Genomic DNA, 21,284 nt, shown 5'->3' on the forward strand with positions numbered 1-21,284 from the left:
CCCTCGCCTGCTTGGCCGCAGGCGGTGGCGAACTCCAACAGACAAAGGAGTTCCACCATGTCCGAGAAGCGCCCCTACGGCCTCACCGAAGACGATCAGTTCAAACTCCACCGCGCCCGCAACGTCCTGCGCCTCCTCCAGTACCTCTCCGAAGCCGACAAGCAAGGCCCCCTTGAGCCCGAACTGCTGGGCAGCGCCTATGGCCTGCTGGCTGAGCAGCTCGATGCGGTGATCGCCAGCAGCGAGCACCGGACCGGGAGGGCACGCGCATGAGCCGCCTCCGCCACCTGCTCGCCCTCTGCCTGCTGCCCCGAGACGAGCGCGCCCTGTTGCAGCACCTGCGCCATCTGGCCGAAGCTGACCGCCGCTTCATCCTGCGTGCCGTGGCAGCCCTGGCCCAGCACCCCGCCGCCTGACAAGGAGACCGTCATGAGCACCGCGCAGCAACTGATCCCGGTTCCGTTCTATGAAGACACCGTCGTGCTGGTAGGGCAGGACGATCACCCCTATGTGGCAATGAAAACGGTCGTTACCAACATGGGACTGGATTGGAAAAGCCAGCACGTAAAGCTGAAAGCCAATTCTGAGCGCTGGGGTATGGTGGAAATCACCACACCTTCCGTAGGTGGCCCACAGGTCTCTTCCTGTTTGCCTCTGCGCAAGCTCGCCTCATGGCTGATGACCATCAGCCCCAACAAGGTGAAGCCCGAACTGCGCGACAAAATCGTCCGCTACCAGAACGAATGCGACGACGCCCTGTGGGACTACTGGACCAAGGGCAGCGCCACCCGCCCAGGGGCACAGCCGGCCACCCAGCGCATCGCCCTCTCCCGCCACCGCCTCGCCCTGGGCAAGGAACTGCTGCGCACCCGCGATGCCGGCATGCGGCAGATGATCCACCAGCAGCTCGACGAGGTGTCCCGCGCCATGGGGCTGCCCACCCCGCCCATCGACAGCATTGGCCAGGCCGCCCCGGCCGTGCCCGACCTGCTCGCCCCCTTCTGGGCCGCCCTCGCGGCCCTGGACGCCAAAGGGGTGGCCTACAACCACGCCCGCGCGCCCGACCTGCTGGCCGTCAACCTCCCCGAGCTGGCCCGCCTGTTCCTCGAGCACGGCCAGCCCCTGCGCCTGGACAACGCCCTGCGCACCGCGCTCTGGCACAGCCCAACGCCCCGCTGCCTGCACAAGAACCACCCCCTGGCCAGCCGGCTCACGGGCAAGACACTGCGGTGCTGGGTGTTTGAGAGTCCGGGTTGAGGAAGTAGCTACTCCATTCGGGCCGCACGCCACACGCAAGCTGTTCGAGCTCGACTGATGCCAACCAAAGTGTTCCAGGATGCAAGCCCAGGCAGCCTGCATTAACGGTTGTGCTCGTGTAAAGTTTCCAGCCTTTCAATCGCAAGGAGGCCGCATGCAATACTTTGAACACTCTTACACATTCATAGTCGACATTATTGAATGCACTTACGAAGCAATAATAATAAACAAAGAAATTATCACCATTCTGATAGCATATTTATCCTTCCTCGTTGCAGCTCAGGTCCTTAGCCTTACTTCAATGCAGGTTAGCAGCCAGAGAAAGTACAACAGACTCATGGTTCGCCCCCATCTGGATGGGACATCTTGCATAGACGATGAGAACAAAAAATTCAGCTATGAAATTGCCAACAACGGCATTGGCCCGGCCATCATCATGCATGCGGAAATCTACTATAAAGGTGAGCTCGTCACGTCCGAGGACCCTGTAGAATCAGCAATGCAGCTCATCGAAGTGGAGCATAATGAGTACATCGAAGGGTGGGGGCATCACAAGGTAGCGCTGGGAACCCATTTAAAGCCTGGAGACACTATTTCGCTCATCGAAGTAGACTTCAAAGAAATCAACTTATCCACCCCATTCAATGAATTCCTCACTGAAAACGTCATATTGAAAATATGGTTCAAATCAATTTATGACGAATACTTCTTTTACTCTTCTGATGAAGAGCCGATAAAAAATCTTGAGCCCTTACCAGAAGATGAACGCCGCTACCCGGCAAACGCGAAGAAAAACAAGCTCGCCAGCTGAGCCACAGTCTGTAGGCCGAGGTCCAACAAGCTCTTCTTGATGCACCGCGCGCACTAGCCCGCCACCATCGGCGGCATGAACGATCTCGCCACCCTCGCCCGCCTGCTGGAAAACCTCATCCGCCTCGGCACCGTCGCCGAGGTGGACCATGCCGCTGCGCGGGTGCGGGTGCAGAGCGGGCAACTGCTCACCGGCTGGCTGCCCTGGCTGGCCCCTCGCGCCGGGGCCGACCGGGAGTGGAACCCGCCCACTGCAGGCGAGCAGGTCCTGGTGCTCAGCCCCTCGGGGCAGACGGCCCAGGGCGTGGTGCTCTGCGGCCTGTTCAGCACAGCCATGCCCGCCAATGGCGACCGCCCCGCCCTGCAACGCATCACCTACCGTGACGGCGCGGTGATCGAGTACGACAGCGTCGCGCACCACCTGCGCGCCACCCTGCCGGCCGGCGGCAGCACCGAGCTGGTGAGCACCGGCGGCATCAGCATCACCGGCGACATCACCCACCAGGGCAACTACACCCAGACCGGGGACTACACCCAGGCCGGCAGCCAGAACGTCGCCGGCACCGTCACCGTGAGCGCAGACGTGGTCGCCGCCGGCGTGAGCCTGGTCAGCCACGTGCACCTGGGCAACCTGGGCGCGCCCACGAGCCCGCCGCTATGAACCGCCACACCGGGGCCGCCATCAGCCGGCGCGAGCACATCCGCCAGAGCATCGGCGACATCGTCACCACCCGTATCGGCAGCCGCGTGCAGCGCCGGGAGTACGGCTGCCTGCTGGTGGACCTGATCGACCAGCCCGGCAACGCCGCCACCCTGCTGCGCTGCTACGCCGCCATCGCCATGGCGCTCATGCGCTGGGAGCCGCGCGTGCGCGTGGACCGCGTGCAGCTCACCCAGCTCAGCCAGGCCGGACAGTACGTGCTGGAGCTGGAGATCACCGACCGGGAAAGCCTGGACGCCGGCAGCCTGAGCGTGCCGCTCAACCTGGGGGCCGTGGCATGAAGACCTTTACCCCCATCGACCTGGCCCAGTTGCCCGACCCCAAGGTGGTGGAGCAGCTGGACTACGAGCAGATCCTGGAGCAGCGCAAGGCCGCGCTGCTGGCCCTGTGGCCAGAGGCGGAGCGCGCGGAGATCGCCGCGCGCATGGCGCTGGAGTCCGACCCACTCAACAAGCTGCTGCAGGAGAACGCCTACCGCGAGCTGGTCTGGCGGCAGCGGGTCAACGAGGCCGCCCTGGCCACCCTGCTGGCCAAGGCCCGGGGCGCCGACCTGGACCAGGTGGCCGCCAACTACAACGTGCGCCGCCTGGTGGTGACGCCCGCCACCGACCAGGCCCCGGCGGTGATGGAGGGTGACGACGCCCTGCGCGAGCGCGCACAGATGGCCTTCGAGGGCCTGAGCACCGCCGGCCCGCGCAACGCCTACGTCTACCACGCCCGCAGCGCCGACGGCCGGGTGGCCGATGCCACCGCCGTGAGCCCGGCGCCGGCCGAGGTGGTGGTCACCGTGCAGGCCCTGGCCGGGGACGGCAGCGCCCCGGCGGACCTGCTGGCAAAAGTGCTCGCCGCCCTCTCCGACGAGGACGTGCGCCCGGTGGCCGACCGCGTCACCGTGCAGGGCGCGCAGATCCTCCCCTACAGCGTCACCGCCACCCTGTACCTGGCCAGCACCGGCCCCGAGGCCGAGCCCATCCTGGCGGCGGCGGAGGCCCGTTGCAGGGCCCTGGTCAACGCCCGCCGGCGCCTGGGGGTGGAGGTTTCCGCCTCGGCGGTGCATGCCGCGCTGCACGTGGAGGGAGTGCGCAAGGTGCAGCTCAACGGCTGGGCCGACATCGTGCCCACGGCCTACCAGGCCGGGTACTGCACCGGCATCCACCTCAGCCTAGCGTCGCTGTGATGGCCCGCCCGCTGCTGCCCGGCAACGCCACCGCCCTGGAGCGCCTTGCCACCCAGGCCCTGGCCGAGATCGAGCGGGTACCGGTGCCCATCCGCGACCTGGTGAGCCCCGAGCGCTGCCCGGTGGCCCTGCTGCCCTACCTGGCCTGGGCGTTCTCCGTGGACCGCTGGGAAGCCGGCTGGAGCGAAGCCACCAAGCGCCAGGTGATCCGCTCCGCGTGGTTCGTGCACGCCCACAAGGGAACCATCGGTGCCCTGCGCCGGGTGGTGGAGCCGCTGGGCTACCTGATCCGCGTCACCGAGTGGTGGCAGACCACGCCAAAGGGCGTCCCAGGCACCTTCGCGCTGGACATCGGCGTGCTGGATTCCGGCATCACCGAGGCCATGTACGAATCCCTCACGCTGCTGATCGACGACGCCAAGCCCCTGAGCCGCACCCTCACCGGCCTCGCCATCAGCCTGGAAGCGCGCGGCCCCGTTGCCCTTGGCGCGGCCGTGCTGGATGGCGAAACCCTCACCGTGTACCCCTACGCCCCCGGCCCCATCGAGGTCAGCAGCCCCACGCTGGTAACGAGCGGCACCTCCCACCTCATCGACACCCTGAGCGTCTACCCATGAGCCAGACCTACTACGCCATCCTCACCGCCCTCGGCGAGGCCAAGCTGGCCAACGCCGCGGCTCTCGACCAGCCCCTGCAGATCAGCAAGATGGCCGTCGGCGACGGCAACGGCAGCCTGCCCACGCCCGACCGCACCCAGACGGCCCTGGTGCGCGAAACCTACCGGGCCAACCTCAACACCCTGCAGGTGGACCCGGCCAACGCCAGCCAGGTCATCGCCGAGCTGGTCATCCCCGAGACGGTCGGCGGCTGGTGGATCCGCGAGCTGGGTCTGTACGACGCCGCCGGCATCCTGGTGGCCGTGGCCAACTGCCCGCCCAGCTACAAGCCGCAACTGGCCGAGGGCAGCGGTCGCACCCAGGTGCTGCGCATGGTGCTGGTGGTGAGCAGTACCAGCGCCGTGGAGCTGAAGATCGACCCCAGCGTGGTGCTGGCCACCCGGGCCTACGTGCAGATCACCGTCGATGCACTGAGAGCGGACCTGGTGAGCGCCATCGGGCAAGCCGTTGCCGACACCACCAACACCTTGATGCCGCAAATCAACGCCAAGCTGCCACTCGTGGGTGGCAACGTGTCCGGCTTCGTCAATTTCAACCGATCCATCACGGGGGGATACGGCACCACCACGGGTACCGGTAACGCCTGGGCGGCGCCTATCTGGGCGATGGGTCCGGGGTATTCGGGGGGCGCCGCTGGCACGACGTTCAGCCCGGCCGGCCTGTACGGCATTGCGTGGTACCGCTCTGGAGCCTATGGCGAGGGCGCCTACCTGTACGTGAACGGCACGGCCGTGGGCGCGATGGGGCAGACCGGCATCTTCACCGTCGGGGGGTTCCATGGAAAAGGCACGGGCCTGACCGAGATCCCGCCTGCCGCCATTTCGCCGGTGTCGATCCACGGCACGGCGGAGAGTTACAGCGTGACCCTGCCCGGCGGGCTGATTCTGAAGTTCGGGACGTTCTCCAGGGCGACCGTCTTCAGCGAGGGCGAACTCATCACCATCACCTTCCCCGATGCATTCCCGAGCAGTTGCCTGTGGGGCGGCGCGATGCCGGTCAACACCAGCGGCACCGCGAACGCCGAGTCCATGTACCTGCGCAAGTCCATGACCAAGACCAATGCCGTCATCATGGTCGAGCACGTCACGTCGGGCGGCATGAACGGCAAGGAATTCGCTTGGTTCTTCGTCGGCAAATAGGAGCTGAACACCATGCCTTTCTACGACCCCGCCAGCGGCGGCTTTTACTCCGATGACCGCCTCGACATCCCGGACGGTTCCGTCGAGATCACCGAAGAGCGCCGCACCCTGCTGATCAACAGCGGGCGCCCAATCGTCCTGGGCGCCGATGGTCTGCCGGAGCCTCAGCAGGCGGTGGCCATCACCCTGCAGCAGATCTTGGAGAGCGTGGACCGAGCTGCCGACCAGGCCCGTGAAGCGGTCGCCGGTGATCCGCTGCGCGCCGTTGAATACGACCGAGCCCGCCTTGAGGCCGAGCAGTTCGCCGCCGCCGACTACCAGGGCGAAGTGCCCCGCATGGTCGCCGCCTGGGCCCTCAACGGGCGCACCGCCCGCCAGGCCGCCGACAGCATCCTGGCCGAGGCCGCCGCCTACACCGAGGCGCTCTACCAGATCCGCGAAACACGCCTGCAGGCCAAGGAGCTGATCCGCCAGGCCATGGCGGAAGGCGACAGCGCCCGGGCCGAGGACATTGCCGCCGAGACCGTTGCTGCCATGGAGGCCGCCGTGCAGGGGGTGGGCAAAGGTGCCGAGGCAACGTGATAGCCATTTGCAGTCAATCAGTTACGGCTATTAGCATCGGCGCCGCCTCTCAACAACAAGGAGCCGTTATGAGTTCACGCAAGCCCAAGAGCCGCACCAGGCTGCCCAGCAAGCAGAAGCAACCTACCCGCATGCAGGTGTTCTGCAAGAAGTACGAAGACTTTGTGCTGCTGCCCTACTTCGTGTGGTTCTTGAATGCCTTCGGCATGGGCGGGGTGGATCGCCTGATCTCCAAGCACGCCAACGACTACGCCCTTGAGCGCCTGGAACGGCTGATCGAAGAGCTGCAGCGAAAAATCGACAGCAACCTGCTCCAACCAGGCTCAGAAGAATTCGTCGCCGCGCTGCACCAGAGCATCAACGCGCTGATGGAAACCACCAGCACCGAGAAAGCCAAACTCTTTGCCGTGGTACTGGCGGACACCTGGAACAGCGCCAACGCCAGCTGGACCGAGGTGTCCCAGACGCTGAAACTGATTCGCGAGCTGGAAGACGTCCACATCATGCTGCTCAGAGAGGCGCTGAAGGTCCACAACACCCTCGGCCCGCAGGCGACGTTCACCGTCAGCAAGCGCTACCCGCGCAGCACCCCGATTGATCTCCGGCTGCCCAACGTGAGCACTGAGCTGCTGGAGCTCTGCGTATCCGACCTGATCGCCAAGGGGCTGATCAACGACTCATTCGTCGATAACGAGGCGATGAGCACCGCCGAGCGCTTCGCCTCAATGACGCCGGGCCGGCTGGTCTATTGCATTTCGGAGCTGGGCATCTGGTTCCTCAAGCGCCTGCACGAAACCACCTCCGAGCCGGTGACAGCGCTGGCCACCCACTGACCGATACGCCCCGGCCCGCCGGGGCGTTCCCACTCTGTAACCCCCTCCCCTACAACCCCCGCCGCTCGCCGCGCCGTCGCGCGCGCGGCAGCCTGTGCCCTGTCATTCCACAATGCAGGCACCGACCATGGCCGACTACCTCCACGGTGTGCGCGTCCTCGAAATCAACGAGGGCACGCGCCCGATCCGCACCATCCCCACCGCCGTCATCGGCCTGGTCTGCACCGGCGCGGACGCCGACAACGCGACCTTCCCCCTCGACACCCCGGTGCTCATCACCAACGTGCAGACCGCCGTCGGCAAGGCCGGCACCCAGGGCACCCTGGCCGCCAGCCTGCAGGCCATCGCCGACCAGACCAAGCCGCTGACCATCGTGGTGCGCGTGGCGGACGGCACCGGCGAGACCGAGGCGCAGAAGGCCGCCTCGCTCAAGTCCCACCTCATCGGCACCACCACCGCCGACGGCAAGTACACCGGCATGAAGGCCCTGCTGGCCGCCAAGGGCCGCCTGGGGGTGGTGCCGCGCATCCTCGGCGTGCCGGGGCTGGACAGCCAGGAGGTGGCCGCCGCCCTGGTGAGCATCGCCAAGGACCTGCGCGCCTTCGCCTACCTCAGCGCCCACGGCTGCAAGACCAAGGAAGAAGCCGTCGCCTACCGCAACAACTTCGGCGCCCGCGAATGCATGGTGATCTGGCCCGACTTCCAGCGCTGGAGCACCACCGAGAGTGCCACCGTCACCGCCCCGGCGGTGGCCATCGCCCTGGGTTTGCGGGCCAAGATCGACCAGGAGATCGGCTGGCACAAGACGCTCTCCAACGTCGCCGTGGACGGCGTCACCGGCATCAGCGCCGACGTCTGGTGGGACCTGCAGAACCCCGCCACCGACGCCAACTACCTCAACAGCAACGAGGTCACCACCCTCATCCAGGAGGCCGGCTTCCGCTTCTGGGGCTCGCGCACCTGCTCCGAAGACCCACTCTTCTGTTTCGAGAACTATACCCGTACCGCCCAGGTGCTGGCCGACACCATGGCCGAGGCACACTTCTGGGCCGTGGACAAGCCCATGACCCCGGGCCTGGTCAAGGACATCATCGCCGGCATCAACGCCAAGTTCCGCGAGCTGAAGGCCGCCGGCTACATCATCGACGGCCAGGCCTGGTACGACTCCGAGGCCAACGACAAGGACACCCTCAAGGCCGGCAAGCTGTTCATCGACTACGACTACACCCCCGTGCCGCCGCTGGAGGACCTGACCTTCAAGCAGCGCATCACCGACCGCTACCTGGTCGACTACGCCGCCCAGATCAACGCCTGACCCACGTCCGGCGCGGATCTGGCCGCGCCGTAGGAGAGCGCCCCCATGGCCCTGCCCAGCAAACTCAAGAACATGATGCTATTCGTCGACGGCAACTCGTACGGCGGCGTCTGCAAGTCCGTCACCGTGCCGGTGCTCGCCCGCAAGATGGAGGCCTTCAGGGGCGGCGGCATGAACGGCCCGGTCAAGGTGGACCTCGGCTTCAGCGACGACGGCCTGCAGATCGAATGGACCCTCGGCGGCCTCGACGTAGCGGTGCTGAAGCAATACGGCGCCGTGGGCGCCGCCGCGATCCCCCTGCGCTGGGCCGGCGCCTATCAGCGCGACGACACCGGCCAGGTCATGGCGGTGGAGATCCAGGTGCGCGGCCGGCACGAGACCATCGACAGCGGCGAAGCCACCCCGGGCGAAGACACCGAGGTGAAGATCACCAGCGCCCTCAGCTACTACAAGCTCACCATCGACAACGCCGAAGTGATCGAGATCGACCTGCTCAACTTCATCGAGAAGGTGGACGGCAAGGACCTGCTCGAAGCCCAGCGCCAGGCCCTGGGCCTGTAACCCCCGCGCCCCGCGCGGGGCGCCCCTACCCCGAGGAATCCCCCCATGAGCACCAACCCCAACAGCGTCGAGCTGGAAACCCCCCTCAAGCGCGGCGAGCACACCTTCTCCACCATCGAGCTGCGCAAGCCCACCGCCGGCGAGCTGCGCGGCGTGCACCTGGCCGAACTGGTCCAGCTCGACGTGGACAGCCTGATCAAGGTCATCCCGCGCGTCAGCGTGCCCACCCTCACCGACCTGGAGGTGCGCGGCCTGGACCCGGCCGACCTGCTCGCCCTGGGCGCCAAGGTGGTGGCTTTTTTGCTGCCGAAGGCGGCGATGGACAGCTCCCCCGCCGCGTAGAGGACGCCATGGCGGACATCGCCGTGGTGTTCCACTGGGCCCCGGCCGACATGGACGGGCTCACCCTCACCGAACTGACCGAATGGCGCGAGCGCGCCCGGCTACGGAGCCAGCCAGATGGCCGCTGACCAGTTGCAACTCCAGGTCATTCTCTCCGCGCTGGACCGCGTCACCGCACCGCTCAAGCGCATCCAGGGCGGCTCCGTCGGCGTCGCCCGCGAGCTGAAGGCCGCCCGCGACCGCCTCAAGGAACTCAACGCCCAGCAGCGCGACGTCTCCGCCTGGCGCGCCCAGTTCAGCGCCGCCCAGGACACCGAGCGCGCCCTGGGCGCCGCCCGCGCCCGGGTGCAGGCCCTGAGCCGGGAGATGGCCAACAGCACCGTGCCCACCCGGCAGATGACCCGCGACCTGCGCAGCGCCATCCGCGAGGCCACGGCCCTCAAACGCCAGCACGGCGAGAACCAGGTGCAGCTCCAGGGCCTGCGCAGCAAGCTGGCCGCCGCCGGCATCGACACCCGCAAGCTGGGCAGCGCCGAGCGCGACCTGCGCGGGCAGATCAGCGCCACCACCCGCGCCATCGGCCAGCAGGAGGAGCGGCTCAAGCGCATCACCACCCAGCAGAAGCGCCTGGCCGCCGCACGTGGCCAGTACGACGCCTCCCAAGCCCTGGCCGGCAGCATGGCCGGCGTGGGTGCCGGATCCGCCGCTGCAGGCGCCGCCCTGGGCGCGCCGGTGCTGGGGGTGGCCAAGACGTACATCGCCTTCGAGGACGCCATGCTCGGCGTCGCCAAGCAGGTGGACGGCGCGCGGGACGACTCCGGCCAGCTCACCAGGACCTACTACGAGATGGGCGATGCGCTGAAGGCGATGTCCGAGCGCATCCCCATGGCATCGACGGAGCTGGCCGCCCTGGTGGAAGGCGGGGCGCGCATGGGCATCCAGGGCAAGGATGAGCTGCTGAAGTTCGCTGGTGTGGCCGCCAACGCTGCCACCGCTTTCGAGCTGCCGGCGGACCAGATCGGCGAAGACCTGGCGCGCATCGCCAACCTCTACAAGCTGCCGATCAAGAACATCGACCAGCTGGGCGACGCCATCAACTACCTGGACGACAACGCCCAGTCGAAGGGCGGCGACATCATCGACGTGCTGCAGCGCGCCGCAGGCGCCACCGCCACGGCGGGCATGAGCTTCAAGGACGCGGCCGCCCTGGGCAGCACCTTCCTCAGCCTGGGCGCCACGGCTGAAACGGCCGGTACCGCCACCAACGCCATGATCCGCGAGCTTTCCAACGCCAGCATCCAGCCCAAGCGCTTCAAGGACGGCCTCAAGGCCCTGGGCCTGGAGGCCAAGCAGGTGCAGGCGGACATGTCCCGCGATGCCACCGGCACCATCCTCAAGGTGCTCGATGCCCTCAACAAACTGCCCAAGGAACAGCAGAGCACCGTCACCACCCAGCTCTTCCTCAAGGAGCACGGCAAGGACGCCGCCAAGCTCGCCGCAAACGTCGGCGAGTACCGCCGCCAGCTCGCCCTGGCCAACTCGGAGAAGGCCAAGGGCTCTATGCAGCGCGAGGCGGACATCCGCGCCGAATCCATCTCGGCCCGCCTGCAGATGGCGCAGAACCGCGCCTTCAACCTCGCCGCCACCCTGGGCGAAACGCTGCGGCCTTCGATCATCCGCCTGATCGAAGGCTTCAACCGCATCCTCGAGCGCGTCACCAAATGGGTGGAGGCCAACCCCGAGCTGGCCTTCACCATCCTCAAGGTGGTGGCGGGCCTGGCGGGCCTGGCCACGGTGTTCGGCACCCTCACCCTGGGCATCGCCTCCCTGCTGGGGCCGTTCGCCATGTTCCGCTACGCCATGATGCTGGTGGGCATCAAGGGCGGCGGCCTGGCCAGCGTGCTGCTCAAGCTGGGCCGCACCGTGCTGCCCATCGTCGGCCAGGCCATCCTCTGGATCGGCCGCACGCTGATGATGAACCCCATCGGCCTGGCCATCACCGCCATCGCCGTGGCGGCGCTGCTGATCTACAAGTACTGGGACCCGATCAAGGCCTACGTGATGAGCCTGTGGGCCGAGATCAAGGCCGGCTTCGACGGCGGCATCGGTGGCATCACCCAGCTCATCATCAACTTCAGCCCCCTGGGCCTGTTCTACCGCGCCTTCGCCGGCGTGATGAACTACTTCGGCGTGGAGATGCCGGGCAAATTCACCGAGTTCGGCAGCATGCTCATGCAGGGCATGGTCAACGGCATCACCAACGGCCTGGCCGCCGTGAAAGGCGCCATCACCGGCGCCGCCGACAGCACCATCACCTGGTTCAAGGAGAAGCTCGGCATTCACAGCCCCTCGCGGGTCTTCGCCAGCCTGGGCGGCTTCACCATGGCCGGCCTGGTGCAGGGCCTGGCCGGTGGCGAGGGCGACGTGCTGGGGCAGATCAGCAGCACCGCCCGGCGCCTCACCGAGGCCGGTGCCAGCGTGCTCAGCGGCGGCTTCAGCTTCGACAGCCGCCCGCCCGTGGCCAGCGCCGGCGGCGGCGCCCTGGCCCGTGGCGGCGACACCTACAGCATCACCATCCACGCCGCGCCGGGCATGGACCCGCACGCCATCGCCCGCGAGGTGCGCGCCGAACTGGCCCGGCAGAAGGCCGCCGGCGCTGCCCGCACCCGCTCGCGCCTCACCGATTCGGAGTAACCGCCATGATGATGGCCCTCGGCATGTTCGTGTTCGGCCTGCCCACCCTCGCCTACCAGGAGCTGCAGCGGCAGACAGAATGGCGCCACCCCAGCAGCAGCCGGGTGGGCACCAACCCGGCCCGGCAGTTCGCCGGCCGGGGCGACGACACCCTCACCCTGCCAGGCATCCTCCTGCCCGAGCTGGCCGGCAGCCTGCTCAGCCTCGACGCCCTGCGGGAGATGGCCAACACCGGCCGCGCCTACCCCATGGTGGAGGGCAGCGGGCGGATCCTCGGGCTGTGGGTGATCGAGCGGGTGAGCGAGACGCGCAGCCTCTTTTTCCCCGACGGCACCCCGCGCCGCATCGAGTTCAGCCTGGGCCTGACGCGGGTGGACGACGGCCGCACCGACCTGCTCGGCGCCGCCAGCGCCACCGGCGTGAACATCCTGCGCAGGATCCTGCTGTGATCGAGGGCCTGGTGGATGCCGCCCTGGGCATCCTGCGCGACGCGGCCCGCAGCGCCCTGGGCGACAACGACTACCCCGCGCCCATCTTCCGCCTGAGCGTGGACGGCCTCGACATCGCCCAACAGGTGAGCCCGCGCCTGATCAGCCTCAGCCTCACCGACAACCGGGGCCTGGAGGCGGACCAGCTGGACATCAGCCTCAGCGACCACGACGGCCTGCTGGCCATCCCGCCCAAGGGCGCCGTGCTGCGCCTGTGGCTGGGCTGGACCGATACCGGCCTGGTGGACAAAGGCACCTTCACCGTGGACGAGACCGAGCACAGCGGCATGCCCGACGTGCTCAACATCCGCGGCCGCAGCGCGGATCTGCGCAAGCAGCTCAAGGTCAAGCGCGAGCTGAGCTACAGCGGCACCACCCTGGGCGAGGTGATCCGCCAGATCGCCCAGCGCCAGGGCCTGGTGCCCGTGGTGGCCGAGGCCCTGGACGCCCAGCCGGTGCTGCAGCTGGACCAGGCCAACGAGTCCGACGCCAACCTCCTCACCCGCCTTGGCGAGGACTACGACGCCGTGGCCACGGTGAAGGCCGGCCGCCTGCTGTTCCTCGGCGGCAACGGCGGCAAGACCGCCAGCGGCGCCGAGCTGCCCCGCATCACCCTCACTCGCGCCGACGGCGACCAGCACCGCTACCTGGTGGCCGACCGCGAGGCCTACGACGGCGTGCGCGCCTACTACTACAACGTCAACAGCGCCAGGAAGGAGGAGGCCATCGCCGGCGGCGGCGACAACCTCAAGGACCTGCGCCACACCTACAGCGACCAGGCCAGCGCCCTGCGCGCCGCCCGCAGCGAGTGGAACCGCCTGCAGCGCGGCAGCGCCACCCTCAGCTACAGCCTGGCCAAGGGCCGCCCGGACCTCATCCCCGAACTCACCTACACCCTGCAGGGCGTGAAGGACGAGATCGACGCCATCGTCTGGCACGGCGGCAACGTGCAGCACAGCCTCACCGCCGACGGCGGCTACACCACCAGCCTGGAGCTGGAGAGCAAACTGCCCGAAGACCTGGTGGACGCGCTGTACGAGGACGTGCCCGGCGACTACACCGGCGTGATCGCCTACTACCGGGACAAGAAGACGGGGAAGGAAGCCAGCGTCACCGCTGGCGACCAGAGCAAGCCCAAGCGCCTGCGGCACCTGTATGCGAGCAAGGCGAATGCGAAGCGGGCGGTGGAGAGGGAGTGGAGAAAAGCCACATCCCAGAGTGTTTGATTTCGGAGTCTCGATGTGTAAGCTCACCGCAAACTGAACCTAATAGGTACCTCTATGTTTCTTCATATAATGGAAGACTCGCGGGTCAACTGCATCTCTGTCCTCACATGCATGCCAACAGTTGAATACCTGAGTCGTATTCAGGATGTGTATAAAGAGAAAGGAAGGATTGATGGACAAAGAAGCGCTCTAAAAACAAAAACCGCAATCACTATTCGGAACAGAATGGTTGAAGACATTCAGAACGGAGCGATTTTACCGCCGATTGTTCTTGGAATACTCACAGAGCCATCGGAGATCGAGAAAATCCGCCAATTCAGCGACTATAGTGAGTTTTTCAGATTTTTAGATGAAGTAGACATAGACAGAATATCCATCATTGATGGCATGCAGAGAACCACTGCAATCCTCGACGCATTTAAATCTGGAAATCTACCAAATCTCTCACAAACGAGAGTTGAATTCTGGATTGCAGAAAATGTAAATTCATTGATCTACCGCATGCTAGTTCTCAACACCGGGCAAGTTCCCTGGGATATCGGTCGCCAACTTGAAACAATTTACTACCAGCTTTTGATTCAGATAAAAAATAAACTAGGCGATGAAATCAAGATTTTCTTAGCGGACAGTAAAAAAAGGCGCGCCCAACCTGGGCAGTATCAAAGCAAAATCATTGTCGAACTTTTCCTTCTGTTTTCCTCACGCAAGAGCGAAATTGAAATCAAGGACAAGATATCTGAGGACTTTGTTCGTCTTGACGCCATTGAAGCAAGCGCCTCAAATGACTCCCTTGATTATTTCATAACCACGCTTTCCTTAATGATAAAGCTTGATAAGAGCTTTTCCCGTCTGTCCACATCCGCACAGTCCAACGATGTAGACTCTGACAGAATTAGCAATGGCAAAGATATTTTCAAAAGCTTTCCAGCAATGGCAGGATTCTGCGCTGCTTGCGCTATTTTCATACTTGACGAGCCTGGCTTCCAAAGAACTTCCATGGAAGCTAAAGCGAAACAGGTTGAGCTTGACAGTGCCATTTCTAATTTTTGCTTGAAATTGGAAAAACTTTCACTTGAAGAGCTTAGGAAATTCCTTGAAATTGAGCTCCTTAATCAGAAACTACTGCAACGCAGTACTCAGGTTGGCCGTTTTGAGAGAGAGTTCTTTAAGAAAGCTTTTGCCTCTCTAATTCGTAATCACGAACGCCTCACTGATCTCGGGCCGTGCTGGATGGCGCACTGATGCCAAAAATTGAGGAAATTTATACCAAGATTTTCAGCGAACTAGTTCGCTTTGCAGGTGTACCTCCTAAAGTCAAGCTTAAGACAATTGAACTCACCAAAGAAAGACAAGAGACGCAATTTCCACGCCTGAAATCCGTAATGCGTTCCGCCCCGGAAGTTCTTCCATTACACGGCAGAAGCTTTATTACGAGATTCACTTGCGAGAACAATGTATATCTCGCAATAAACCTCAACAATCTAGCCAAGCACGAAAAAGAAATAGTTAGCGACCACTTCCTTGAGCTAGGCATTTGCGAATACGAGATAGAAGAGTGCTTTTTCTTATACCTAAGATACCACTTGGAAGGCATATACCATCTAAAGCCTGAATTTAGCTCAAAGGAATTCGCCGACAACGTACTTTCTATTTGCGAATTCCCTGATTATGCAGGCCATGACATCTCAGATCTCATCTCATACCATGCAGACATCGCAGTATATGAAATATCAAAAAATAGCATTTATACCAAGTCAAGCCTATGGAGCATTGCATCTAACCTCACAGCAAGCTCCGCAACACTAAGAGCACCTCATATCGATGATGGGCTGGCATTAAAACTCAACAAAATCCAAATGGACTCACCACAACTTTCTGAGAATATATACACCGCCCTCACATCTTTGCATTGGAAATACACCTTCTTCGAGATGTACAAATGTATAGAGGCTCTATTTTTTCTCCCTTTCGGGCTCAGAGCAAAGACCGCACTAAAGCTCAATACAGCTCTTGATGCACACTTACTTATAAGCGAAGTAACCAAAAATTTTAAAGAAAAGGAAAAAGACAGCATCATTGCCCTTTTCGAGCTGATTGATCAGAACATTATAAGCAGCATATCTAATCGAAATATTAAAAGCTTCAAGGAACTGGAAGCCAGCCCTACACACATCAACATTGCGACAAGGATTTACAAAATCCGAAATCAACTTGTTCATCAAGCAGATTACGAAGACAGGACGCCCCTTGATCTGAAAAACGAAAATTGGCCTGCCTTAATTGAGCTTTTGATTGAATTGATTTCTTATTTGTATAGTTCACACCAACTCGAAATCACCAGATCGTCTAAGACGCATTAGGCAATCACCCGTATCTCACTCCACCGACTCACATACCCCGGCGACTTGAGCGCCTGTTTCATCGCCCACCCCGCCTCGTAGGGCACCGCTGCCAAGCGCACGGTGCCGCGCCCCATGCGCTGGTTGATCCGGTCCAGCGTTGCCATCAGCTCCGCGCTGCGCGGCCGGGGGCTGGGAGCGAACAGGTCGGCCTGGATCTGCCCAGGCCGCACGAAGTCCATCAGCAGCACCCCCGCCTTCTGGTACCGGTAGCCAGGCTGGTAGATCGCCTCCAGCCCGGCCAGGGCGGCGCGCACCAGGTCGCGGGTGTCGTGGGTGGGGTACGGCAGCGGCACGCTGGCGGTGCGTGCGTACTGGCGTTCGGTGGGGTTGAACACCCCGGTGCGGATGTACACCTGCAGGCGCTGGCAGTAGTCGCCCTGGCTGCGCAGCTTCTCGCCGGCGCGGCTGGCGTAGGTGGCCACCGCCTCGCGCAGCGGCTCCAGGGCGGTGAGGCGTTCGGAGAAGGACCTGCTGCAGGCGATCATCTGTTTCGGCTCAGGGCCGTCGTCCAGGGCGTAGCAGGCCTCCCCGCGCAGCTCGCGGATGGTCTTCTCCACCACCACGCTGAACAGCTTGCGCATGGTAGTGGCGTCCTGCTGGGCCAGGTCCCAGGCGGTGCGGATGCCCATGGCCTCGAAGTGCCCGAGCAGCTTGCGCCCCACGCCCCACACCTCGCTCACCGGCGCATCGCGCAGCAGGGCCTCGCGCTGCTCCGGCCGGGTGGCCACCACCACGCCGCTGCGCGACCGCCTCTTCGCGGCCCAGTTGGCCAACTTGGCGAGAGTCTTGGTGGTGGAGATGCCGATGCCCACGGGCATGCCCACCAGGCGCGCCACCTCGGCCTTGATGTGGCGGCCGTAGGCGGCCAGGGGCTGGTTGAGGCCGGTGAGGTCCAGGAAGGCCTCATCGATGCTGTACACCTCCACGCGCGGCGCCAGGCCGCGCAGCACGTACACCACCCGCGCGGAGATGTTGCCGTACAGGGCGTAGTTGGAGCTGAACACTTCGATGCCGTGCAGGGCGATGCGCTCGCGCAGCTTGAAGTAAGGCTCGCCCATGGCGATGCCCAGCGCCTTGGCCTCGTTGCTGCGGCTGATCACGCAGCCGTCGTTGTTGGACAGCACCACCACCGGCAGGCCGCGCAGATCGGGGCGGAACAGCCGCTCGCAACTGACGTAGAAGTTGTTGCAGTCCACCAGGGCGAAGACGCGGGGCATGTCAGGCGCTGGCGAGGGCGTGGATGTTGTGGGTGACCACGCCGAACACCTCCAGCTCGTCCTCGGCGGCGAGGCGGATGTCCGGGTAGGCGGGGTTGGCCGAGCGCAGCACGGGCAGGCCGTTCTCCAGCTCCAGGCGCTTGCAGGTGAAGTCCCCGCGCACGATGGCCACCACCACCTGGCCCGGGCGCGGAGTAAGGGAGCGGTCCACCACCAGGGTATCGCCCCGGTAGATGCCGGCGCCGGTCATGCTGTCCCCGCCTACGCGCAGGTAGTACGTCGCCGCGGGGTGACGCACGAACAGGTCGAGCACATCCAGCTCGGCCTCGATGTGGTCATCCGCCGGCGAGGGGAAGCCGGCGGACACCAGGCAGGAGAACAGGGGCAAGCGCACGTGGCCGCTTTTGTAGCGGCCAAGCAAGGTCAGGGGCATGGGGGCATTCCGATACTACTGGATGAATATACAGATAGCAGGCTGTAGGAAAGCTCGCAACTTGACCAGACAAACGCCACCTTCGCGGCCCACGGCGTTGCCTGGCGCCCTGCCCCGCACTAGCCTGCCAACCCTCTACCCCGCACAGGAAAGGACTCCATGCACGCCCTGCGTACCGCCTGCCTCATTCTCGCTGCCGCCCTGGTGGCCACCTACGCCACCCTCGCCCTCATCGAGCGCCCCGCTCGCCCGCAGCCGATCACCCGGCCGCCGCTGCAGTTCCAGGAGCAGGACGGCGAGCTGAGGGTGTGGGGCGCCTGGGAGCTGGTGAAGGGCGACAGCGCCTACGACGTGCGCGCAGTGGAGATCCGCTGCTACAAGGCCCAGGGCCAGTGCATCAGCGCCACCGCCCTGGTGCTGAACCACAACGAAGGCCAGGACGTGGAAGCCCAGGCCCACCTGTTCACCATCAGCGAATGGACGGCCCAGCGGCTGGAGGCCAAGGCCGGGCCCGGGAAGGATGACTGCAGCGAATGGACCCTCGCCCTGTACCCGGCCGACCGCAGCGGGAAGCTGAACTGGAAGGGATCGGCCGGGTGCGAGGTGGATGCCGGGGAGGCGGTGTTGGTGGGGGATGAGTAATCAGTTGCGCCGCTCAAGGATCTTTTGGATCGGCTCCAAGCCGTCAAAAGTCGAAGGCAGTTTGTCATCCTGCATGACCAGGCCGCTGAAGATGAGTGTCTCGAATTTATCAAGTGCGGCGGGATTGCCTTCCTTGATTTTCTTCGAGTAGTCCGCGTAACTCTGAATGAATGAGCAGAGCGTGCGGCGTAAATCAATCTGGAGCAATTGTGCCTTTATCGAATTGGCACTATGCAAGGCGATCCGAAAGAAATAAATCAAGATCAGTTCAAGACCACCGATAGTAATGAGCAGCGGTACATTTAATTCATCCCCACCGGGAAGCAATGCGCCTAATAGCTTTACCAGCAACGGTGCAACAACCGCTATTCCAAGCCATTTCACAAGGGTATTTTGCTTATCTAACTCACCCTGCTTTGCCTCGCGCATTGAGTTAAACCCCTCATACAGACCTACAAAATTATAGGCCACCTCGCGCTTTCTAAGTTCCTCATCCATTTTTTCAACTTCCGAAGAAAGTTTTTTCAGGCCCTCCACCCTTGTATTATATTTATCAATTTCTTCGAGATACTTCTTAACAAGATCAATATCAATTTTGCTTCTCGCAAAATCAAGCAGCGAAGCTACAAGCCTCATCTCAGAATTCACCAGCATCAGACTGCCCTGCGGTGAAAGCTTTTCGCGCAAATTTAGAAAGACGATCGGAACAGTCGCACCATTATCATAAGTAAAGCCCGAAGCCAAATTAAGAGAAAACACTAGGCAATACAGTTTCTCCTGATCATCCTGACCTAACTCACCAAGAGAGCCAAACTTATCAAGCAACTCTCTCAAGCCGCCCATTAAAGACCCCGAGAATATTTGAGGTATTTCCCGCCCTGCGTACATAGCAATCAGATACTTAAGAGTCTCAAGCGTAATACCTTGCATCTCCTCCGAATTAAGACGTACTTTCTCCCAAGCACCTTTAAGATCCGAATAATTTCTCAACATTTCTTATTTCCTTGTCGACAGACAACTTAAACTGCAATTGATTTCAACTTAACGGCAAGAACAGCATTGTCGATATTGTTGTAGTTTGGTGACATCACAATACCGCCATCATCTAGCCACCAGCAACGGAGTCCCCAAAGAAAACGCCGGCATGTAGCCGGCGTCTGTAGAGAATGGCACAGAGCTGAGCATAGTAAGTACAGCATCAGGCCTCAGTGTCCGTAGGGTTTGGGTTGCCAAGTTCTTACCGCCAGAGCACGAGGCGAATCCGCAGCATCTACAGCAGCCATTAGCTCAGCAGCAGAAGCAAAAACTGGGGGGCTAAGAGGGTCTAAATTTGCGCCCTCCATAATATCAGTTTTAATTAATGGCCTATCCGGCCTTTTCGCTTTCAACCGTGGAATCGCTTCACCACTCAACTTCTTTAGAAGCTCTTGATGCTTAAAAATAGACTCTTCCAATACTTTAATATAGCCTTCTGTCGCGACATACAAATTCTTTAGCCTTTTTGGACCAAGCTGATTTTTCAAATCGAACAGCGACACAAAAAGACTCTCATCATCAGCGATTTTCTGCCGACACTCTTCGTAAAGCCTGTCACGCTGTTTCAAATTTTGCAGACAGGCCAGATAGCGCGCTTCGCACATCGCGACCTCATTCAAAAGATCCGCGCAGTCTAGTTCCAACAATACGGGATTGAGCATGGCCTGAGAGTTAGCTCTTGACTCAGCCCCCAACGGCAAAGCGGGAATTGATATAAATCTCATAAAATCGTTCTGAAACGGGACTATTGCAATCTCTCTAAAGGTGTACATCTCATTCAACTGCGAAAGAAGATTTGTCACCCCAGAGTTATAATCCAAAACCAACTTATCAAGCTCTTTGTCTTTCTCATTTATCTTCTGCGCATATACACTCATTACCGCACCAGCCGCTGCACCGCCAAGACCTGCAGCTAACGGACCAATGATATCTTTAAAAAAAGCTATATTATCCGCAGACATCAGCTTTTTCCCGACATCGTAGAACGAGAAAAATGCCAGAAATATAAATATCGTCGAGACAGCCCCAAGAATTATTCCAATAATAATTCCCAGCCTCATCCTTTAACCCTGCTTGTAGGCAACGTTTGCGCCAGACGCCTTCAACGCCTCAAGCAGATCGTTTTGCCCTTTATCGCCGAAGTACACTTTCTCGAAGTCCTTCCGCCAGTTGTCGAATTGGATCTCGCCTGCCTGCTCGGGCACCACCAGGTCGCTGAGCTGCTCGGCTGGTATCAGGCTGCGCACAGCCGCTAGGGCCTGCTCGCGGGTGGCGCTGACCACCAGTTGCGGGCTGCTCTGCAGCTCGCGCTTGGCCGGGTTGAGGGTCAGGCGCATGGGCACCACGGTGACGGTGACCGCCTGGGCCGGGGTGTGGATCAGGGTGCGGTAGATGCCGTACAGGGCTGCACGGTTCATGTCGCGCGGCAGGTTCTCGGCGATGTCGCCCTGGACGATCTGCGGCGCGAGGCGGATGTGCAGCGGCTCGGTGGACAGCACGGCGAAGGTGTCGATCTCGGCACTGAAGTCGCCCATGTCGTCAATCATGGCGGCCACGTCAGGGTACTGGGAGGCCTTGAGTGTGCTGGCGGCCTGGGTCGGCGCCGGGGCGCTGGCCTGGGACTGTTCGGTGGGTGGGGTGCCGCCATCACAGCCGGCCAAAGACAGGAGCGCTGCCGCGAGCAGCGCCAGGGGCATTCCCTTGGACATCCTTGTTTCTCCGCTGGTTATCTG

26 protein-coding genes are annotated in these 21,284 nt (G+C 62.4%); 21 read left to right on the forward strand and 5 right to left on the reverse strand.

Going from position 1 to position 21,284, the window contains the following annotated elements; translation table 11 throughout:
• The first annotated feature begins 57 nt into the window (after window positions 1-57).
• The 20 genes from RTK35_RS02585 (at window position 58) to RTK35_RS02680 (ending at window position 16,182) form a co-directional block, all read left to right on the forward strand.
• Window positions 58-273, forward strand: coding sequence for a hypothetical protein (locus tag RTK35_RS02585; protein WP_111264494.1), 216 nt, complete (start codon window positions 58-60; stop codon window positions 271-273).
• The gene (locus RTK35_RS02590) at window positions 270-416 is read left to right on the forward strand and encodes a hypothetical protein (RefSeq protein WP_160158581.1); all 147 of its coding nucleotides are present in this window, start codon (window positions 270-272) and stop codon (window positions 414-416) included. Before RTK35_RS02585 ends, RTK35_RS02590 begins: the two co-directional genes overlap by 4 nt.
• A gap of 13 nt (window positions 417-429) precedes the next feature.
• Window positions 430-1,257: a phage antirepressor N-terminal domain-containing protein gene (locus RTK35_RS02595; protein ID WP_316907298.1), complete on the forward strand. Its 828-nt coding sequence runs from the start codon at window positions 430-432 to the stop codon at window positions 1,255-1,257.
• 154 nt (window positions 1,258-1,411) lie between these two features.
• Window positions 1,412-2,068: a hypothetical protein gene (locus tag RTK35_RS02600; RefSeq protein WP_316907299.1), complete on the forward strand. Its 657-nt coding sequence runs from the start codon at window positions 1,412-1,414 to the stop codon at window positions 2,066-2,068.
• A gap of 75 nt (window positions 2,069-2,143) precedes the next feature.
• Window positions 2,144-2,728: a phage baseplate assembly protein V gene (locus RTK35_RS02605; protein ID WP_316907300.1), complete on the forward strand. Its 585-nt coding sequence runs from the start codon at window positions 2,144-2,146 to the stop codon at window positions 2,726-2,728.
• Entirely contained in the window at window positions 2,725-3,069 is a 345-nt protein-coding gene (locus tag RTK35_RS02610; protein ID WP_107331432.1) for a GPW/gp25 family protein, read from the forward strand. Before RTK35_RS02605 ends, RTK35_RS02610 begins: the two co-directional genes overlap by 4 nt.
• On the forward strand, window positions 3,066-3,965 hold the full coding sequence (locus RTK35_RS02615; RefSeq protein WP_316907301.1) for a baseplate J/gp47 family protein: 900 nt from the start codon (window positions 3,066-3,068) through the stop codon (window positions 3,963-3,965). Before RTK35_RS02610 ends, RTK35_RS02615 begins: the two co-directional genes overlap by 4 nt.
• A complete protein-coding gene (locus RTK35_RS02620) occupies window positions 3,965-4,582 on the forward strand; it encodes a phage tail protein I (protein WP_410478622.1) in 618 nt (205 codons plus the stop codon). Before RTK35_RS02615 ends, RTK35_RS02620 begins: the two co-directional genes overlap by 1 nt.
• Window positions 4,579-5,781, forward strand: a complete 1,203-nt coding sequence (locus RTK35_RS02625; RefSeq protein ID WP_316907303.1) for a phage tail protein — start codon at window positions 4,579-4,581, stop codon at window positions 5,779-5,781. The genes RTK35_RS02620 and RTK35_RS02625 overlap by 4 nt, the downstream gene beginning before the upstream one ends.
• Window positions 5,782-5,793: 12 nt before the next feature.
• Window positions 5,794-6,363, forward strand: coding sequence for a phage tail protein (locus RTK35_RS02630; protein WP_316907304.1), 570 nt, complete (start codon window positions 5,794-5,796; stop codon window positions 6,361-6,363).
• Between the two features lie 68 nt (window positions 6,364-6,431).
• Window positions 6,432-7,196, forward strand: coding sequence for a hypothetical protein (locus RTK35_RS02635; RefSeq protein WP_316907305.1), 765 nt, complete (start codon window positions 6,432-6,434; stop codon window positions 7,194-7,196).
• Window positions 7,197-7,323: 127 nt separating this feature from the next.
• Window positions 7,324-8,511 (forward strand): phage tail sheath protein, encoded by a 1,188-nt coding sequence (locus tag RTK35_RS02640; protein ID WP_316907306.1) that lies wholly within the window; start codon window positions 7,324-7,326, stop codon window positions 8,509-8,511.
• Window positions 8,512-8,556: 45 nt separating this feature from the next.
• On the forward strand, window positions 8,557-9,072 hold the full coding sequence (locus RTK35_RS02645; RefSeq protein WP_316907307.1) for a phage major tail tube protein: 516 nt from the start codon (window positions 8,557-8,559) through the stop codon (window positions 9,070-9,072).
• A gap of 45 nt (window positions 9,073-9,117) precedes the next feature.
• Window positions 9,118-9,414: a phage tail assembly protein gene (locus RTK35_RS02650; protein ID WP_316907308.1), complete on the forward strand. Its 297-nt coding sequence runs from the start codon at window positions 9,118-9,120 to the stop codon at window positions 9,412-9,414.
• A gap of 8 nt (window positions 9,415-9,422) precedes the next feature.
• Window positions 9,423-9,542: a GpE family phage tail protein gene (locus tag RTK35_RS02655; protein WP_107328453.1), complete on the forward strand. Its 120-nt coding sequence runs from the start codon at window positions 9,423-9,425 to the stop codon at window positions 9,540-9,542.
• The gene (locus tag RTK35_RS02660) at window positions 9,532-12,108 is read left to right on the forward strand and encodes a phage tail tape measure protein (RefSeq protein WP_316907309.1); all 2,577 of its coding nucleotides are present in this window, start codon (window positions 9,532-9,534) and stop codon (window positions 12,106-12,108) included. Before RTK35_RS02655 ends, RTK35_RS02660 begins: the two co-directional genes overlap by 11 nt.
• A gap of 5 nt (window positions 12,109-12,113) precedes the next feature.
• On the forward strand, window positions 12,114-12,557 hold the full coding sequence (locus RTK35_RS02665) for a phage tail protein (protein ID WP_316907310.1): 444 nt from the start codon (window positions 12,114-12,116) through the stop codon (window positions 12,555-12,557).
• An 8-nt stretch (window positions 12,558-12,565) separates the two neighbouring features.
• Window positions 12,566-13,822: a phage late control D family protein gene (locus tag RTK35_RS02670; RefSeq protein WP_410478627.1), complete on the forward strand. Its 1,257-nt coding sequence runs from the start codon at window positions 12,566-12,568 to the stop codon at window positions 13,820-13,822.
• A gap of 225 nt (window positions 13,823-14,047) precedes the next feature.
• On the forward strand, window positions 14,048-15,064 hold the full coding sequence (locus tag RTK35_RS02675; RefSeq protein ID WP_316907311.1) for a hypothetical protein: 1,017 nt from the start codon (window positions 14,048-14,050) through the stop codon (window positions 15,062-15,064).
• Window positions 15,046-16,182, forward strand: a complete 1,137-nt coding sequence (locus RTK35_RS02680) for a hypothetical protein (protein ID WP_316907312.1) — start codon at window positions 15,046-15,048, stop codon at window positions 16,180-16,182. The genes RTK35_RS02675 and RTK35_RS02680 overlap by 19 nt, the downstream gene beginning before the upstream one ends.
• Here the strand turns inward: RTK35_RS02680 and umuC are convergent.
• Window positions 16,179-17,441, reverse strand: coding sequence for a translesion error-prone DNA polymerase V subunit UmuC (umuC, locus tag RTK35_RS02685; RefSeq protein WP_316907313.1), 1,263 nt, complete (start codon window positions 17,439-17,441; stop codon window positions 16,179-16,181). The two genes, RTK35_RS02680 and umuC, sit on opposite strands and share 4 nt — an antisense overlap.
• 1 nt (window position 17,442) lies before the next feature.
• Entirely contained in the window at window positions 17,443-17,874 is a 432-nt protein-coding gene (locus tag RTK35_RS02690; RefSeq protein ID WP_316907314.1) for a translesion error-prone DNA polymerase V autoproteolytic subunit, read from the reverse strand.
• Window positions 17,875-18,033: 159 nt separating this feature from the next.
• On the opposite strand from RTK35_RS02690, the gene RTK35_RS02695 reads away from it, so the two are divergent.
• A complete protein-coding gene (locus RTK35_RS02695) occupies window positions 18,034-18,516 on the forward strand; it encodes a hypothetical protein (RefSeq protein WP_316907315.1) in 483 nt (160 codons plus the stop codon).
• Here RTK35_RS02695 and RTK35_RS02700 read toward each other — a convergent pair whose 3' ends face one another.
• The 3 genes from RTK35_RS02700 to RTK35_RS02710 form a co-directional block, all read right to left on the reverse strand.
• Entirely contained in the window at window positions 18,517-19,509 is a 993-nt protein-coding gene (locus RTK35_RS02700; RefSeq protein WP_316907316.1) for a hypothetical protein, read from the reverse strand.
• A 212-nt stretch (window positions 19,510-19,721) separates the two neighbouring features.
• Entirely contained in the window at window positions 19,722-20,612 is an 891-nt protein-coding gene (locus RTK35_RS02705; RefSeq protein ID WP_316907317.1) for a hypothetical protein, read from the reverse strand.
• 3 nt (window positions 20,613-20,615) lie between these two features.
• Complete coding sequence (locus RTK35_RS02710) at window positions 20,616-21,260, reverse strand: hypothetical protein (RefSeq protein ID WP_316907318.1); 645 nt, start codon at window positions 21,258-21,260, stop codon at window positions 20,616-20,618.
• Between the last annotated feature and the right edge of the window lie 24 nt (window positions 21,261-21,284).

This window comes from Pseudomonas sp. zfem003 (assembly GCF_032621675.1).
Lineage (GTDB): Bacteria > Pseudomonadota > Gammaproteobacteria > Pseudomonadales > Pseudomonadaceae > Metapseudomonas > Metapseudomonas otitidis.